16 protein-coding genes are annotated in these 14892 nt (G+C 71.3%); 9 read left to right on the top strand and 7 right to left on the bottom strand.

The features are described from left to right. Nucleotides 1-15: 15 nt before the first annotated feature. Nucleotides 16-276: a hypothetical protein gene (locus tag Air01nite_RS22250; protein ID WP_203704805.1), complete on the bottom strand. Its 261-nt coding sequence runs from the start codon at nucleotides 274-276 to the stop codon at nucleotides 16-18. 403 nt (nucleotides 277-679) lie between these two features. After that, nucleotides 680-1207 carry a hypothetical protein gene (locus tag Air01nite_RS22245; protein WP_239090884.1) on the bottom strand — a complete coding sequence of 176 codons (528 nt, stop codon included), beginning with the start codon at nucleotides 1205-1207 and terminating at the stop codon, nucleotides 680-682. A gap of 141 nt (nucleotides 1208-1348) precedes the next feature. Between Air01nite_RS22245 and Air01nite_RS22240 the strand changes: the two genes are divergently transcribed. Continuing rightward, nucleotides 1349-1813: a DIP1984 family protein gene (locus tag Air01nite_RS22240; protein WP_203704803.1), complete on the top strand. Its 465-nt coding sequence runs from the start codon at nucleotides 1349-1351 to the stop codon at nucleotides 1811-1813. Between the two features lie 569 nt (nucleotides 1814-2382). Here Air01nite_RS22240 and Air01nite_RS22235 read toward each other — a convergent pair. Then, nucleotides 2383-2898, bottom strand: coding sequence for a hypothetical protein (locus Air01nite_RS22235; protein WP_203704801.1), 516 nt, complete (start codon nucleotides 2896-2898; stop codon nucleotides 2383-2385). A 155-nt stretch (nucleotides 2899-3053) separates the two neighbouring features. On the opposite strand from Air01nite_RS22235, the gene Air01nite_RS22230 reads away from it, so the two are divergent. The 6 genes from Air01nite_RS22230 to Air01nite_RS22205 all read left to right on the top strand — a co-directional run bounded on the left by Air01nite_RS22230 (nucleotide 3054) and on the right by Air01nite_RS22205 (nucleotide 10106). Beyond that, nucleotides 3054-3965, top strand: a complete 912-nt coding sequence (locus tag Air01nite_RS22230; protein ID WP_203704799.1) for a phosphotransferase family protein — start codon at nucleotides 3054-3056, stop codon at nucleotides 3963-3965. Nucleotides 3966-4002: 37 nt separating this feature from the next. Next, on the top strand, nucleotides 4003-5055 hold the full coding sequence (locus Air01nite_RS22225; protein WP_203704797.1) for a winged helix DNA-binding domain-containing protein: 1053 nt from the start codon (nucleotides 4003-4005) through the stop codon (nucleotides 5053-5055). Between the two features lie 60 nt (nucleotides 5056-5115). Beyond that, nucleotides 5116-6432, top strand: coding sequence for a GH1 family beta-glucosidase (locus Air01nite_RS22220; protein WP_203704795.1), 1317 nt, complete (start codon nucleotides 5116-5118; stop codon nucleotides 6430-6432). Next, on the top strand, nucleotides 6419-7681 hold the full coding sequence (locus tag Air01nite_RS22215; protein ID WP_203704793.1) for an MFS transporter: 1263 nt from the start codon (nucleotides 6419-6421) through the stop codon (nucleotides 7679-7681). Before Air01nite_RS22220 ends, Air01nite_RS22215 begins: the two co-directional genes overlap by 14 nt. A 141-nt stretch (nucleotides 7682-7822) precedes the next feature. After that, the gene (gene gltX, locus Air01nite_RS22210) at nucleotides 7823-9229 is read left to right on the top strand and encodes a glutamate--tRNA ligase (RefSeq protein ID WP_275408300.1); all 1407 of its coding nucleotides are present in this window, start codon (nucleotides 7823-7825) and stop codon (nucleotides 9227-9229) included. A 196-nt stretch (nucleotides 9230-9425) separates the two neighbouring features. Continuing rightward, on the top strand, nucleotides 9426-10106 hold the full coding sequence (locus Air01nite_RS22205; RefSeq protein WP_239090883.1) for a hypothetical protein: 681 nt from the start codon (nucleotides 9426-9428) through the stop codon (nucleotides 10104-10106). On the opposite strand, the gene Air01nite_RS22200 is transcribed toward Air01nite_RS22205, so the two are convergent. From Air01nite_RS22200 to Air01nite_RS22190, 3 genes are all read right to left on the bottom strand, one after another. Continuing rightward, nucleotides 10103-10660: a TetR/AcrR family transcriptional regulator gene (locus Air01nite_RS22200; protein WP_203704791.1), complete on the bottom strand. Its 558-nt coding sequence runs from the start codon at nucleotides 10658-10660 to the stop codon at nucleotides 10103-10105. The genes Air01nite_RS22205 and Air01nite_RS22200 overlap by 4 nt on opposite strands. Nucleotides 10661-10722: 62 nt before the next feature. Next, a complete protein-coding gene (locus tag Air01nite_RS22195; RefSeq protein WP_203704789.1) occupies nucleotides 10723-11028 on the bottom strand; it encodes a hypothetical protein in 306 nt (101 codons plus the stop codon). Between the two features lie 142 nt (nucleotides 11029-11170). After that, complete coding sequence (locus tag Air01nite_RS22190; protein ID WP_203704787.1) at nucleotides 11171-11722, bottom strand: hypothetical protein; 552 nt, start codon at nucleotides 11720-11722, stop codon at nucleotides 11171-11173. A 160-nt stretch (nucleotides 11723-11882) separates the two neighbouring features. Between Air01nite_RS22190 and Air01nite_RS22185 the strand changes: the two genes are divergently transcribed. Next, nucleotides 11883-13055: a sensor histidine kinase gene (locus Air01nite_RS22185; RefSeq protein WP_203704786.1), complete on the top strand. Its 1173-nt coding sequence runs from the start codon at nucleotides 11883-11885 to the stop codon at nucleotides 13053-13055. On the opposite strand, the gene Air01nite_RS22180 is transcribed toward Air01nite_RS22185, so the two are convergent. After that, entirely contained in the window at nucleotides 13035-13670 is a 636-nt protein-coding gene (locus tag Air01nite_RS22180; RefSeq protein WP_203704785.1) for a phosphatase PAP2 family protein, read from the bottom strand. The genes Air01nite_RS22185 and Air01nite_RS22180 overlap by 21 nt on opposite strands. A gap of 24 nt (nucleotides 13671-13694) precedes the next feature. On the opposite strand from Air01nite_RS22180, the gene Air01nite_RS22175 reads away from it, so the two are divergent. Continuing rightward, nucleotides 13695-14888, top strand: coding sequence for a PucR family transcriptional regulator (locus Air01nite_RS22175; RefSeq protein WP_239090882.1), 1194 nt, complete (start codon nucleotides 13695-13697; stop codon nucleotides 14886-14888). Nucleotides 14889-14892: the final 4 nt, after the last annotated feature.

The following is a 14892-nucleotide window of genomic DNA, read 5'->3' as shown; positions in this document are numbered from 1 at the left end:
CGGGTCCACAGTGATTCAGGGCGTCCCACCGCCGTCGCTCGACACGCCTGCGTTGTAACCCTGGCTGTCGTCTCCGCCGTATCCCGTGCCGCGGATGCTGCCCCTGCGCCGGCGACGCTGATCGCGTCCGCTCTGGCGGATAGAGCGGCTCGCTGCCTTCAGCGTTCGATCGGACCCGCCCGCCTTTGTTCGATGCCGCAGGGCCAGCGCAAGGACAGCTACGAATATGGGGATCGCGGTCAGGGACCCGACGATGATCCACGCCGCTTCGTTCATGGCACCGATCGTAGGTATGACGAACAATGTCGTCGGCCGACGCCGCAAAGTCGCCGACTGCCAGCAGCAAATGTCTGTCCAGCCGCGACCGGCACGTTTGCTTGCCGCGAGATCAGGCGCACGATCATGCCGCGATGAGGGCTCGGGGCCGCTCCGGTGAGCGGAGCGACCCCCGGACTCGGCCCGGCTTGAACGGGCTGCCACCCTCTCCGATTGCGGGTGCGGTCATCCGGAGCCAGCGCACCTTGGGCGAGGACCGGGCCAGCGTACGACGCGCATCCGCGGCTGCCCATCGAGATCCTGAGGTCAGCTGTCCGGTTAACGCCTGCGCACTTCACGGCCGCAAGTCGTGCGCGGCGGGGCAGCTCGAACGGCAGAGCGGTGGGCGCGTGATGGGCGTCTGCTAGCGGCTAGTTTGGCGTGCGGGGCTGTCGTAGAGGCGGACACGGTTGTCGACATCGCGGTCCGGTTCGCCGCGCAGAAACCGGTTGGGAGCAACATCGCCGTTGCTGACATGGACCACCCAGTCCTCGTAGTACCAGCTCGGATCGCACGCGCAGTCGGTGAACCGGAATCGGAAGTTGGCCCTGTAGCGGCCGACCTGCCCTTGGGTGAGGGTGAACAGGTAGGTCGACCGTCCACTCCGGGGGAAGGCCGCTTTGCCGGGCAGTCGCGCGACGGTCACCGCGGCGCCGTCGAAGGCGAGCGACAGGTCGAGGCTTCGGACGATGCCTACGTCGCCGGCGAGTACGTCTTCGCGGCGCGTGTACTTGGCGGCCTCATCGGCGAAGACGTCATGGACAACCACATCGATCGCTGGCAACGGCGTGGGAATTTGCACTGCGTGGTTGAGTCCTCGGCGGGCGTCGGCCTGTGGCGCGCCGCGCCCAGCCGCGCTCCACCGCACCCGCACCCGCTGGATGACGATCACGTCCGAACGATGGACCATGAAGTGCACGCGCCGCTAGGGGATATCCGCTCATTGCCGCAGACCGGGCGCCCTCCGGCATGCGGAGTTGGAACTCACGGAAAATGCGGCGCGATGTCGATCTTGGCTGGCATACTGATGCTCATGAAACTTGCCGAGGCCCTCGCGCTGCGCGCGGATGCGTCGCGTCGCGCTGAACAGCTCCGCTCCCGGGTCATCAGCAGCGCGCGTTTTCAGGAAGGCGAGACGCCGGCTGAGGACGCCGCTGCCCTCCTGGCCGAAGCAGGCGCGGTGCTCGATGAGCTTGAGTCGCTGATCCGGCAGATCAACCGGACCAACGCCGCCACCGTGATCGAGGGTGGCACGCTTACCGATGCGCTTGCCCGTCGCGATGTCCTGCGCCTGCGGCATGGCATGGTTACCTCGGCAGCTGACGCCGCGGCCGGTGAGGGTCAGCGCGGGTTCCGCCAGTTGCGCTCCGAACTGAAGATGATCCCGGCGCTGCCGGTGGCCGACCTGCGGCGCCAAGCCGACGAACTCGCTCGACAGCTTCGTGAGATCGATACGCTGATCCAGCGGACCAACTGGGAGGCTGATTTGCTCGGCTGAGGGCGCGGAAGCAGGTAGCCGACGTGGAGGCGTGCACAGACCCGAGAGCCGGCGGGTAAATCGGCTCCTTTCTTGGCGCGCCGAGGGCAGGTGCAGGGGTTCGATTCCCTGAAATACATCGCATGCCCAGCATGGAACACAAGTGACGGCGCACCGGGTACAGCACACCACCGGGTGCAGATCCACGAGGTGAGGGTGGGAATGGGGAACTCCGCGCCCCGTTGTGAACAGCACGAGAAGCGATACGGGTGGCGTCCTCATCTGCCGCAGATAATGCGCGGAGGCGGGGCTGCGGCCCACGTTGCCTGACGATCCAGCCCGCCGGCCGATCTGCTGCGCACTATGGTTACTCCGCGTTGCTCGGCATGGTGGGGCGCTTATGATCTTGTCGTCACGGCGCGGTGGCGAACCGCGGCGACCGCCACAGATGGGCCCTGAACAGGGAAAACGCGGTTCTTATTCTGCCACGTTTGGTCCACCGACGCAGACGCCGCGCCCGATCGGAAGAAGCGGCGCCCGGCTAGTGGCGGGCCGAGGATCTCCCGCCCACCAACTGACCCGGCAGCCAATTACCGCGCCGGGCTCAGGACCTCGACGGGCCGTTGCCCCCGGCGCAGTGACTCCGCGATCTCATCACGCCTGCGCAGCGCCGCACGCCATCCCACGACCTCCGTGACGACCTTCTCGCCGTTGGCCGCCGTCGCCTCCACCGTCCACGGCCGACGGAACAACACTCGCCCCGCAATCGTCGCGACCAGCAGCACGAGCACGATCATGAGGTCGACGACGATCAGTAGCAGCGGAAGCAGCACCCACCAGAACAGCGCGGCGGCAACGATGACCGCGAGGAAGACCACCACGACGACGATGACCGCGTCGCCGAGGTCGAAGCCGTCCCCATTGCCTCCGCCCGAACCCGACGTTGCCGCGTCGTCGATCCGCATCGCGCTGTCGACGACATCACCGGCATCGATATCCCGCTTCTTTCGCCTACGGCGCCAGCCGCCGAAGCGTCGGGCGAGCGCTCGCCAACGTGGTTCCCAGACCACACGCACCGTCCACCGTGTGTCATCGGGCGCCGTCACCAGAACACTCCTCACGGCGACAAGATATCTACCCGCATCAAGGCCCTCCGCCCACACCGAACCGGCTAGCCGAGCGACTCCGGGAGACCGCCGCGTCGGGGAAAGCGGTCTGTGCAGCGGCCGCGGGTCGCATCACGACGCCCTAGATTGCGTGGGTGGACCTTTCGCATCTCGGCGTGCCGGTCGGGCCGATGGTTCGGGTCGGCGGCGGGTTTGCCAACCGGATGTACCGGCTCGACACCGACCAGGGGTCGTTCGCGGTGAAGGAGTTGAATCTCCTCGATCGCCGCTGGGCCTACCGCGCCGAGGACGTGTTCCGGTTCGAGCGGGCCGCCTTCGCCGCCGGCATCCCGATGCCCGAGCCGATCTCGGCCAGCCGAACCACGCTCGTCCACCGGTGGGTCGAGGGCGAGAAGATGCCCGAAGCACCCGTGTCGCCGGCGTACGCGTTCGAGATCGGTCAGATTCTCGCCCGCCTTCACGCGCTCGACGTCGCGTGGCCCCGCGTCGAAGAGGACCCGACCCCAGCGGACTGGCCCGACCTCGCTGAGCGGGCGACGGCGACCCGACAGCCGTGGGCCGGCGAGCTCACCGCTCAGGTCGAGACGTTCCTCGCGATCGCCCACTTCGTCGACACCTGTGAGCGACCAGGGCCCGTCGTGCTGACCCACAAGGACATCCAGCCGTGGAACCTGCTCGCGAGGGACGGTCGGCCGGTGGTGCTCGACTGGGAGCTCTCGGGGATGCTCGACCTGTCCGGTGAGCTCGGCTCGACGGCGCTGAGCCTCGCGAAGGGACCCGGCATCGAGCCCGGCGTCTTTCGCTCGGTCCTCGACGGCTACGTCGCGGGAGGCGGGGCGCTGCCGCCGCCGGGTCCGAGCTGGTTCGTGTTCATGATCGGCGGCTGGCTGGGGTTCACGAGGTGGAACATCCTCCGCTGCCTCGCCGGTGTCGAGCCCGGCACCGGCCCTGATCTCGCGCTCTCGCACGAGTCCGCGCGCAACGGCATACGCGGCCTCCCCGACCTGTTCGGCCGGCTTCCCGAGCTCGAGGCACTGCTCAGATGAGAACCACATGTCCCGTGACACCAGTTAAAGTGGTTACATGAGGGTGACGTGGGACCAGGTGTTGCGGTGGCGGATGCGGCGGCACCACCTGGCCGGCGACAAGGCGGCCGACCCCGTCGCGGTGGCGCGGCGGGTCGTCGGCATCCACGCCCAGGTCGCCGCGTCCGCCGTCGCCGCGACCAGGCTGCGGACCAAGGCCACGGCGGAGACCATCGACAGCCTGTTGTACGAGAAGCGCACCCTCGTCAGAACCTGGGCCGCCCGCGGCACCCTGCACCTCCTGCCCGCCGCGGACTTTCCCCTCTGGACCGCCGCCATGTCGACGCGCAAGCGGGAGACGACCAACTCCTGGCTCAAGTACAACGGCGTGACCGCGGACCAGATGGCCGACATCCTCGCCGCGCTGCCCGACGTGCTCGGCGCCGACCCGCTCACCCGCGAGGAACTGGCCGACGCGATCATCGCGGCCACCGGCCACGAGGACCTCCGGCCGCCGCTGACCCAAGGGTTCGGCGCCATCCTCAAACCCGCCGCCTTCCGCGGGCTCCTCTGCTCGGGACCCCCACGCGGCCGCAACGTCACCTTCGTGGCGCCGCGGCACTGGCTCGGCGACTGGCAGCCGCCGGACACCGACCAGGCCGTCGACCGGCTCGCGACCGACCACCTCGGCGCGTTCGGGCCCGCCACCCCCGACGAGTTCGCGCGCTGGTTCGACCTGGCACCCGCGCTCGCCAAGAAGTCCTTCAAGCGCCTCGACCTGGCCGAGGTCGACCTGGACGGCGAGACCACCTTCCTCCCGCACGAGCACCTGCCGGGGCTGACCGGCAAGCACCCGGCGGCGGCCGCGCTGTTGCCGGCGTTCGACCCCTACGTCACCGGCAGCACCCGCCAACTCGAGCGGATCGGCGCCGCCGGGCACAAGGCCGCCGTCTCCCGGCCCCAGGGGTGGATCTCCGCCACCGTGGTCGTCGACGGCTGGATCCGCGGCGTCTGGGAGCCCGGCGACGGCGGAAAGCCGACGATAACTACGTTCGGGACACTCCCGGCGACGGTACGCAAGGCGGTGGCCGACCTCTCGACTGGCGGCTGACCGAGGGCTAAAGTCCGAGCGAGTCTCGGCTTACCAGCCGGTAACGATCGAGGAGGCTGGATGCCCGAGCTACCAGGCGGATTCCTCTGGGGAGTGTCCACGTCCGCCTACCAGATCGAGGGTGCCGTCCACGAGGACGGGCGCGGTCCGTCCATTTGGGACACGTTCGCCGGCCAGCCCGGGCGTATCGTCGACGGGACCGACGGCGCGGTCGCCACCGACTCGTACCATCGCTATGCCGACGACATCGCGCTGATGAAGGACCTCGGCGTCGGTGCCTACCGCTTCTCCGTCGCCTGGCCGAGGATCCAGCCCGACGGGACCGGTCCCGCCAACCAGGCCGGGCTCGACCACTACGAGCGCCTCTGCGACGCGCTGGAAGACGCCGGCATCGCGCCCGTCGCCACGCTCTTCCACTGGGACCTTCCGCAACCGCTCCAGGACAAGGGCGGCTGGCTCGACCGCGAGACCGCACACCGGTTCGGCGAGTACGCCGCCCTCGTCTCGCAACGGCTCGGCGACCGCGTCAAGATGTGGATCACGCTCAACGAGCCGTTCGTGCACATGTCGCTCGGCTACGCCCTCGGCACCCACGCGCCCGGCGAGCAGCTCCTCTTCGGCGCGTTCCCGGTCGCGCACCACCAGTTGCTCGGCCACGGGCTCGCGGTCGCCGCGCTGCGTGACCACTCGAACAGCCCGGTCACGATCGCCAACAACTACTCCCCCGCCCGGCCGGCCGGCCACAAACCGGAAGACCTGGCCGCCGCGGCCGCGTACGACGCCCTGCACAACCGGGTCTTCACCGACCCGCTGCTGGGCCTCGGCTATCCCGAGGGCGCCGCCGACCTGTCGGTGGTCCGCGAGGGCGACCTCGACGTGATCGCGGCGCCGCTCGACGCGCTCGGTGTCAACTACTACAACCCCACCGGCGTACGCGCTCCGGAAGAGGGCAGCCCGCTGCCGTTCGAGATGGTGCCGCTCGACGGCTATCCGACCACGGCGTTCGGCTGGCCGGTCGCCCCCGACGGGCTGCGCGAGTTGCTGGTCACGTTGCACGGCCGCTACCAGGACAAGCTCCCACCGATCTACGTCACCGAGAGCGGCTGCGCGTACGACGACGTGGTCACCGCCGACGGCACCTGCGACGACCCGGACCGGATCGCCTACCTCGACGCCCACCTGGCCGCCGTCGACGATGCCAAGGCCGACGGCGTCGACGTGCGCGGCTACTTCGTGTGGTCGCTGCTCGACAACTGGGAGTGGGCCGAGGGCTTCACCAAGCGCTTCGGGCTCGTGCACGTCGACTTCGACACGCAGGCGCGTACACCCAAGAGCTCCTATGCATGGTTGCGGGAGCGCATCCGTGACCACCGTTGACCCGGAGGCGTCCGCCCTGCCGGCGGCGCTGGCCGAGCCGACGGTGCGGGTCCGGCGGGGGTGGATCGCGCTCCTCTTCTCCGCCAACCTCGGCGTCTGGATGGCGTTCTTCACGCCGATCCAGATCCTGCTGCCCAACCAGGTCGCCGCGATCGCGCCCGACAACAAGGAGACGAGCCTCGCCTGGGCGATGGGGTTCGGCGCGCTCGTCGCGATCGTCGCCAACCCGCTCGCCGGGGCGTTCTCGGACCGGACCACGCTGGCGCGCGGGCGCCGCCATGTCTGGACCGTCGGCGGAGCGATCCTCGGCGCGATCTCCCTGGTGGTGCTCGCCCAGCAGGACACGATCCTCGGCGTCACGCTGGCCTGGGTCGCCGCGCAGGCCTGCTTCAACGCGATGCTGGCCGCGCTGACCGCGGCGCTGCCCGACCGCGTGCCGGTCGACCAGCGCGGCGGCGTGTCCGGCTGGGCCGGCATTCCGCAGGCGCTCGGCCTGGTGATCGGCGCGGTCCTCGTGACCACCGTGTTCACCGGAAACCGGGAAGGCTACCTGGCGGTGGCGGTCGCGGTGCTGGTGCTCGGGCTGCCGTTCGCGTTCCTCACCAGGGACGACCCGCTGCCCCGCGGGCACCGGCCGCCGTTCTCGTTCGGCGGGCTGATCCGCGGCATGTGGATCAGCCCGCGCCGGTACCCGGACTTCGCCTGGGCCTGGGGCACCCGGTTCCTCGTGCAGGTCGGCAACGCGTTGGGCACCCTCTACCTGCTCTACTTTCTCGAGGACGGGGTGCACTACGCCGACCCCGAGGGCGGGCTGCTGATCCTGATCCTGCTGTACACCGCCGGGATGATGGCCACGGCCGTGGTGGCCGGGCGGCTCTCCGACCGGTCCGGGCGGCGCAAGGTGTTCGTGGTCTGGTCGGGCGTGATCATGGCGGTGGCGGCGCTGCTGCTGGCGATCTGGCCGGTCTGGCCGGCGGCGACGGTCGCGGCGGTGCTGCTCGGCGCGGGCTACGGCGCCTACCTGGCGGTGGACGCGGCGCTGATCACCCAGGTGCTGCCGGCGGCGACGAGCCGGGGCCAGGACCTCGGGGTGATCAACATCGCCAACTCGGCGCCGCAGGCGCTGGGGCCGTTCGCCGCGGCGTGGATCGTGGTCTACCTGGGCGGCTATCCGACGCTGTACGCGGCCACCGCGGCCGTGACGCTGCTCGGCAGCGTGCTGGTCCGCAAGATCCGCTCCGTGCCGTAGTGCACCGTTAGGAACGGTCCGTTCCAATCGCCTTCCGATAGGAACGGTCCGTTCCAATCGGAAAGCGATTGGAACGGACCGTTCCTTGCACCAGGAAACCTGGTGGCGGACCTACCGGGAGTCGCCCGTACGCTTGACCGCGTGACGGTACGCGTGCGGTTCGCCCCTTCCCCGACAGGCATGTTCCACGTCGGCGGCGCCCGGTCGGCGCTGCAGAACTGGATCTACGCCAAGCAGCACGGCGGCGTGTTCGTGCTGCGCGTCGAAGACACCGACGCCGCCCGCAACCGCCCCGAGTGGACCGAGGGCATCCTCTCCGCGCTCGACTGGATCGGCATCGCGCGGGGCACCTACGAGGGTCCTTACTTCCAGTCGTCCAACGCCGACGAGCAGCGGGCCGCCGCCGGCCGGCTCTACAGCGCCGGCAAGGCCTACTACTGCGACTGCACCCGCGAGATGGTGCAGGCCCGCACCGGCAACTCGTACGCCGGATATGACGGTTTCTGCCGTGATCGCAACCTGGGCCCCGGCGAGGGACGGGCGCTGCGGTTCCGCACCCCGGACGAGGGCCAGACCCGCGTGATCGACCTGATCCGCGGCGAGCCGACCTTCGAGAACGCCAAGATCGAGGATTTCGTGATCGCCCGCGCCGACGGGTCGCCGGTGTTCCTGCTGGCCAACGTCGTCGACGACATCTCGCAGGGCATCACGCACGTGATCCGCGCCGAGGAGCACCTGCCCAACACGCCCAAGCAGCAGCTCCTCTGGGAAGCGCTCGGCGTCAAGCCGCCGGTCTGGGCACACGTGCCCGTCGTGGTCAACGAGAAGCGGCAGAAGCTCTCGAAGCGGCGCGACAAGGTGGCCCTGGAGGCCTACCGCGACGAGGGCTACCTCGCCGACGCGATGCGCAACTACCTCATGCTGCTGGGCTGGGCGCCGAGCAACGACCGGGAGATCGTGCCCTGGTCGGTGATCGAGGACGAGTTCCGCCTCGAGGAGGTCAACCCCTCCCCCGCGTTCTTCGACGAGAAGAAGCTCCGCGCGTTCAACGGCGAATACATCCGCGCGCTGACGGTCGACGAGTTCATCGCGGCCTGCGACCCGTGGCTGACCGGCACCGAGACGATCCCGGCACCGGCGTGGTCGCCGGCGGAGTTCGACGCGGCCGCGTTCGCGGCGGTCGCGCCGTTCGCGCAGACCCGGGTCGCGGTGCTCAGCGAGATCGTGCCCAATGTCGACTTCCTGTTCCTCGCCGAGCCGGCCACCGACGAGGCGGCCTGGGCAAAGGCCATGAAGGACGGTGCCGCCGACCTGCTGGACGCCGCGGCCGTCGCGTTCGAGGCGCTGCCGGAGTGGTCCGCCGAGCCGCTCAAGAACGCGCTCGAAGAGGTCGGCGCCGCGCGTGGGCTCAAGTTGGGCAAGGCGCAGGCGCCCGTTCGGGTTGCGGTCACCGGGCGTTCAGTCGGGCTGCCGTTGTTCGAGTCGCTCGCCGTGCTGGGCCGCGAACGCACACTCGCCCGCATCCGGGCCGCGCGCGCCAAGCTCTGAGACACCGGTACCCATCGGATGGCGGCGGGCGGATACGATGCCGGCTGCCGATGATCACGGTGATGTCCCCCACGCGTGGGTCACCGAGATGGCAGAACCTGCAAATAACCCGACGGTTGGATGCAACCAACGGGGTGTTCGCGGAGTCTATGGATTAAGCAAGAGCCAGCCATCGAACGGGGCGAGGAGGACGGTGGTGGGGCGATCGGTCCGCAGGCGGTTGTTGTTGGTGGTCGCCGCCGGCTTCCTTCTGGGCACCACCGGTGCGGCGGCTCCGGCGCTGGCCGCGGCGCGTCCGGCCACTGTGGTCGGTCAGGCGCCCAAGGCGCCCCAGGCCACCGCGGTGGTCATCACGGCCGAGGGCATGGCCGACAGCACCGTGACCGCCAAGGACAAGCCGCAGCTCTTCCGTGACCTGCTCCGCGAGGTGAGCTTCCTGCCCGGCACGGTCGGCCAGATCACCGCTCCCAAGAAGGAGACGCTGGGCAAGAAGTTCACGGTCGTCGTGCGATACGACGACAAGCCGCGGTACACCTACGACCTCTACCCGCTGGCGCAGGGTGGCCCCAAGGCATACCGCCCCGCGGCCCAGCCGGACAAGAAGAAGACCACGCCGGCCTGGTTCCTCGGGCGCATGACCATGTCGGAGGCCCTGCGCATCGCCGGCGCGCCGATCCCCGAAAAGCCCGACGTGATCAGCGGTGGCATCGGCGGCGGCGAACGCGTCATCCCGGACGACGCCCTGCCCACGGGCCGCGACGTCGACACGTTGCTGTCTGAGCTGCGCCGCCTGGTGCTGCTCAACGGCGGTGTGGTGCTGGTGCTCGCCTTCATGGTCGCCGGCGTCGCCCTGATCATCCGGCACCGCACACGCTAGGTCGCGCTTGATCGGGTGATGATCCCTTCGATCAGGCGGATCTCGTCGTCCAGGTCGCGGTCGAACTCCGTGTCCCAGTCGCCCGTCGCCGGCCCGGCGCCGAACCGGCCGTTGACCTCGGAGTTCGCGAATCCCAGCAGGATCGTCGACAGTAGTCGCTCCAGCCGGGCCACGTCGGCGGCCGGCACGCCGGCCGCGCGCAGGATCTCCGAGATCAGGTCGTCGAGACGGCGGGTCTCGGCCGTTTCGCCGGGCCGCGACATGATCAGCGGGTACGCGCCCGGATGGCGCCGGGCCAGCGCGCGCACCGCCCGGGCGACCGCCCGCAGCTGCTCCTGCCAGCCGCCGGTGGCCGGTGCCATCGCGAGCAGCTCGCCGAGCAGCCGCTCGACCATGCCGTCGAGCAGCGCGTCCTTGCTGCGCAGGTAGGGGTACAGCGCCATCGGACTGAGCCCGAGCCGCTGCCCGACCGCGCGCATCGAAACGGCATCGATCCCGCGGGCGTCGGCGATCGCGATCGCCTCGTCGACGATCCGCCGCTGCTTCTCGTCCATATCGGACAAAATCTACATCGTGGGCGCGGCACTCCCTAGCTGATCGCCAGGACGAGCCCCGGTCAGCACCAGCGGTCTGGCGGGCGTTCGCGGCGCGTCGCGCGCCGGCGCGGTCGGACAGCGCCGTGGCGGTGGGCGCCCGCCCAACCCGGGCGCTCGCTGCGACAGGCCGGCGCGCGGCCGAAGAGGATCACGTGCTCCGGCGGCTCGGCGTCGTCGTCGCCGTCGCGGGTGCGTTCGGCCGTGGGCTCCGCGCAGATGCGCCGGATCTGCCGGCCCGGCGCGGGCTCGTCGGGGTCGGGTGAGTCCGCTGCCTGCGGTGGGTTGCCCGCTTCGACGCAGCCGGGATCGGCCTCCCCGTGCGCCATCACGGCCTCCTGTTCTCCGCCGTCTCTCCACCCGGCCGCCACCGGGTGAACCATTAGGCCTCCACACCCTAATGGTCTGAGCAGCAGAAATCCCGTCCGCGGGGCCGGGTTAACTACCTGTACACTACAGCGATTCGCTCCGTCAACGAACCGCGTCCTCTTTGGGCCGACCCGGGAAGAGTGTCGCCCAACCCGGGCCCGCGACGAACCAGATCGCGACGACGAGCGGCAGCCGCGTCAGCCACGCGACGAGGCCGGCCGCGCGGTCGGCGTCGTCGACCATCAGGATGCCGGCACCGAGCAGCGCCGCCGAGATCCCGCACGCGAGGACGGCCTTGAACCACTCCCGCCACTCGTGCCGGGTCCGCGCCCAGCCCCCGGACGGCGGCTTCCACGGCGGCGGGCCGCCCGCGAACCGGTGCGCGAACCGCTGGTCCGCCCAGCGGATCATGGCGTGCCCGAACATCACCGAGAAGCCGAGGTAGATCGCCGCGAGGCCGTGCATCGCGCCGGCGGTGCCGCCCCGGCGCAGGTCGACCACGGTCGCCACCAGCAGCACCAGGTCGAGCACCGGCGAGCCGACCAGCAGCACCACGCTGAGCCGGCGCATCCGCAGCACGTACCGCGCGAGCAGGCCCAGGCCGAGCAGCACCCAGAACCCGATCTCGCTGGCCACGATCAACGCCACGATCATGTCGACCCCCCTCGACGCACGGTCACCAGGCAAGGGTTTCCCGGCGAACCGGCATCGGCGTCGGCGCCGACGGCGAAACCGGTCTCCTCCCAGCGGCGGAGGGCGCTCGTCTCACAGGCGGACGAGGACGCGGCCGGAGCGTGCTTACATCGATGCTGTGATGCGCCTTCCCCCACGCGGCTCACCGGCCCGCGACCTCGCGCTGGCCGCCGTCGCGCTGGCCGGCGGGACGTTGATCATCGCGTCCGGTGCGTACCTGACGATCGGCGCCGGCTGGGGCAACGGCCCGCACTGGCTGCTCTACCTGCCGATGGTGGTGGCCAGCGGCGCCGTCGCCCTGCGCCGGCGGGCGCCGCTCGCCTCGCTCGGGATCGGCACCTCGGCCATGCTCGCCGACCTGGCCCTGGGCGGCTCGATCGCCACGTTGCTGATCTACACCCAAGTGCTCTACGACGCCTGCGTGTTCGGTCCGCCCAGGCTGTGGCGGCGGGCGCTCGAGGTGTCGATCGCGGTCGTGGCGGCGACCGCGGCCCTCGGTGTCGCCGAGTCCGGCTCGGTGCGCGGATTGGCGCTGGGCATCCCCGCCGTACTCGTGCTGGTGTTGCCGATCCTGACCGGGCTGAGCGTCCGGCAGTATCGGGACCAGGCCGCGCTCGAACGGTCACGGGCCGAGCAGACCGCCCGCGTCGCCGAGCTCGACCGGCGGCAGGCCGTCGCGGCCGAGCGCACCCGGATGGCCCGCGAGCTGCACGACATGGTCGCCAACCACCTCAGCGTGGTGGCGATCCACGCGACGGCGGCGCTGAGCGTGCGCAACCTGACGACGACCCAGGTCGAGGACTCCCTGCGGGTGATCCGGGAGAACAGCGTGCAGGGGCTGGCGGAGATGCGGCAGATGATCGACGTGCTGCGCGGCCCGGAGGCCGAGCCGGGCGACGACCCGGTGACGCCCGGCCTGGCCGAGGTCGAGCGCCTGGTCAGCGGGGCTCGGGCGGCGGGGCTGGCGGTCGACCTGACCACCACCGGCGAGCCGCGGGAGCTGCCGGTCAACGTCGACCTGGCCGGCTACCGGATCGTCCAGGAGTCGCTGACCAACGCCCTCAAACACGGCACGGGTACGGCGAGCGTGAAGGTCCACTACGACACCCACGAGGTCCGCCTGACCGTGCACAACCCGGTCGCCAGCCCCGGCCCCCTCGACCACCTCGGCGCCGGCGCCGGCCTGATCGGGATGCGCGAGCGGGCCGCCCTGCTGCGCGGCCGCCTCGACGCGGGCCCGGAAACGGAAGCGCACTGGCGGGTGCACGCGGCGCTACCGGTCGACGCCGCCTAGGCGGGCGACCCGGGCGGCCACCGGGACCACCGACGCGGCCAGCAGGATGCCGCCGAGCACGTCGGTCGGCCAGTGCGCCAGCAGCGCGACCCGGGTGAACCCGATGAACCCGGTGAACGCCGCCGCGGCCAGGCAGGTGGCCGCCCGGGCGCCCGCACCCGCGCGCGGCCAGACCAGCAGCACCAGGGCGATCGAGAACGCGGCGGCGTTGCTGGTGTGCCCGCTGGGGAACCCGGAGCTGGTCACCACCACGAACCCGTCGGCCGGCCGCGGGTTGTGCAGCGTCCAGTGCATGATGCCCCAGAGGATCGGCACGGCCGCCGTGACCAGGGCGCAGAACACCGCGTCCCGGCGATCCCGGCGCAGCGCGAAGAGCAGGGTCGCCGCGGCGCCGACGGCCACGTACGGGATGGTCGCGGCGACGCTGGTCAGCGCCCTCAGCCAGTCGATCAGCACCGGGCGCGCGCCGCCGAAGGCGCGCAGGTCGGCGATCACCGAACTGTCCCAGCGGACCAGCGGCGGCCAGTCCCCGGCGACGAGGCCGAGCAGCACCCCGAAAGCGGCCAGCGCGGCCAGCGGAAGGGCGACGGGCGGGCGCGCGGGTGAGCGGTACATCCGGGCCAGCTTATGGTGTATCTCGTGGACGACCAGGCGGCGGACGGGCTCGCGGCGACGTTGCGCCGGATCGAGCGGTCCGCCGGCGCCCTCGCCACGGCCAGCGTCGCCCGGATGGACGAGACGCTGGTCTGGTTCCGCCAACTCCCCGCCGACCAGCGCGCATGGGTGATGCTGGTCGCCCAGGCGGGTGTCCGGTCGCTGGTCGAGTTCATGCGCCAGGGGCCCAAGAGCCGGCCCCGCGAGGTCTCCGACGAGGTGTTCGCGGCGGCGCCCCGGGCCCTGGCCCGCAGCATCAGCCTGCAGCAGACGGTCGCGCTGATCCAGGTCACCATCGACGTCGTCGAGGAGCAGGCCGCCCACCTCGCCGCGCCCGGCGAGGAGCGCGACCTGCGCGAGGAGGTGCTCCGGTTCTCGCGGGAGATCGCCTTCTCCGCCGCCCGGGTGTACGCGCGGGCGGCCGAGTCCCGCGGCTCCTGGGACGCCCGCCTCCAGGCCCTGCTGGTCGACGCGCTGCTGCGCGGCGACTCCACGGACACCCTGGCCAGCCGGGCGGCCGCCCTCGGCTGGGCGGACGCGCCACCGGTCGCCGTCGCGGTCGGGCGCTCACCCGGCGGCGAGGTGGCGCCGGTGCTGCACACCGTCTACCGGCAGGCCCGGCGGATCGGCGTCGAGGTGATCAGCGGCGTCCACGGCGACCGGCTCGTGGTGGTGCTGGGCGGCGCGGCCGACCCCCTCAACGCGACCGAGAAGCTCCTCGAAGGCTTCGGCGCCGGGCCGGTGGTGGTCGGGCCGGCGGTGGCCAGCCTCGACGAGGCGACCGAGTCGGCGCGGGCGGCCCTGGCCGGGTTCCGCGCGGCGCCCGCCTGGCCGGACGCGCCCCGGCCGGTCGCCGCCGCGGCGCTGCTGCCCGAGCGGGCCCTGGCCGGCGACGCGGCGGCCCGCCGGGCGCTGCGCCGCGACGTCTACGGCGCCCTGGTGCGGGCCGGCGGCGAGCTGATCGAGACCCTGGACGCGTTCTTCGCGGCCGGCGGCGTGCTGGAGAGTGCGGCCCGGGCGCTGTTCGTGCATCCCAACACGGTCCGTTACCGGCTGCGCAGGATCGGCGACGTCACCGGCTTCTCGCCGCTGTCACCGCGGGACCTGTTCGCGTTGCGGATCGCGTTGACGGTCGGGCGCCTTGATCCGCGGAGTTCCGCGGCGACCGGCGACGCCTGAACGC

Source organism: Asanoa iriomotensis (genome assembly GCF_016862515.1).
GTDB classification, from domain to species: domain Bacteria; phylum Actinomycetota; class Actinomycetes; order Mycobacteriales; family Micromonosporaceae; genus Asanoa; species Asanoa iriomotensis.
The sequence above is the reverse complement of the archived record's forward strand: the minus strand, read 5'-3'. Positions and strand labels throughout refer to the sequence as shown.

What these genes read in the sequence shown, in the direction of transcription:
- Air01nite_RS22250 (WP_203704805.1), bottom strand. Translation starts at nt 276, where the DNA reads ATGAACGAAGCGGCGTGGATCATCGTCGGGTCCCTGACCGCGATCCCC.
- Air01nite_RS22190 (WP_203704787.1), bottom strand. Translation starts at nt 11,722, where the DNA reads ATGATCGTGGCGTTGATCGTGGCCAGCGAGATCGGGTTCTGGGTGCTG.
- Air01nite_RS22225 (WP_203704797.1), top strand. Translation starts at nt 4,003, where the DNA reads ATGAGGGTGACGTGGGACCAGGTGTTGCGGTGGCGGATGCGGCGGCAC.
- Air01nite_RS22240 (WP_203704803.1), top strand. Translation starts at nt 1,349, where the DNA reads ATGAAACTTGCCGAGGCCCTCGCGCTGCGCGCGGATGCGTCGCGTCGC.
- Air01nite_RS22180 (WP_203704785.1), bottom strand. Translation starts at nt 13,670, where the DNA reads ATGTACCGCTCACCCGCGCGCCCGCCCGTCGCCCTTCCGCTGGCCGCG.
- Air01nite_RS22195 (WP_203704789.1), bottom strand. Translation starts at nt 11,028, where the DNA reads ATGGCGCACGGGGAGGCCGATCCCGGCTGCGTCGAAGCGGGCAACCCA.
- Air01nite_RS22220 (WP_203704795.1), top strand. Translation starts at nt 5,116, where the DNA reads ATGCCCGAGCTACCAGGCGGATTCCTCTGGGGAGTGTCCACGTCCGCC.
- Air01nite_RS22200 (WP_203704791.1), bottom strand. Translation starts at nt 10,660, where the DNA reads ATGGACGAGAAGCAGCGGCGGATCGTCGACGAGGCGATCGCGATCGCC.
- Air01nite_RS22185 (WP_203704786.1), top strand. Translation starts at nt 11,883, where the DNA reads ATGCGCCTTCCCCCACGCGGCTCACCGGCCCGCGACCTCGCGCTGGCC.